The sequence below is a fragment of the Pseudomonas viridiflava genome, from assembly GCF_900602065.1.
In the GTDB taxonomy this organism is placed as follows: Bacteria; Pseudomonadota; Gammaproteobacteria; order Pseudomonadales; family Pseudomonadaceae; genus Aquipseudomonas.
This window is the reverse complement of sequence record NZ_UWFN01000233.1, coordinates 1-403: the sequence shown is the minus strand read 5'-3', so window position 1 is coordinate 403 and position 403 is coordinate 1. Positions and strand designations below refer to the sequence as shown.

The window sequence follows — 403 nt, the reverse complement described above, 5'->3', positions numbered from 1 at the left end:
GTACTGCTCGCGCCACGGCATCCAGAAAGCTGCGTGGCCGCCAGTGCAGCAGCGCACCGAGCATAATGAACAGGAAGTTGTAGGTGTTCAGCCCGGAAATTGCGGTGATCGCCGGTTTGGTCGAGAACTCGTTGAACAGCCAGCCTGCACCCAGCAGCACCATCAGAATGATCAGCAGTGGACTGGATTCCAGCCATTCACCGGGACGTGAGCGGGCAGGCAGCGGTGGCAGGTTGAAGGCCGGGTCCACGCCGCAGGCCTTTGCGTCACGGGCGCTGTTCGGGCCGGGCGCGGTGGCATAGGCGACGATGATTGAGATCACCATCAGCACTCCCAGCATGACCCCGGACTGCCAGAGGAAGATGGTTTCGGTGAAAGGAATGACCCCGGTGATCGCCAGAAT

Annotated in this window: 1 protein-coding gene; it reads right to left on the bottom strand. The window is 61.3% G+C overall.

Features of this window, described 5'->3' with window-relative positions:
• On the bottom strand, positions 1-403 hold a 403-nt coding region (locus EE949_RS12990; protein ID WP_164666771.1), incomplete at both ends, for a TIGR00366 family protein.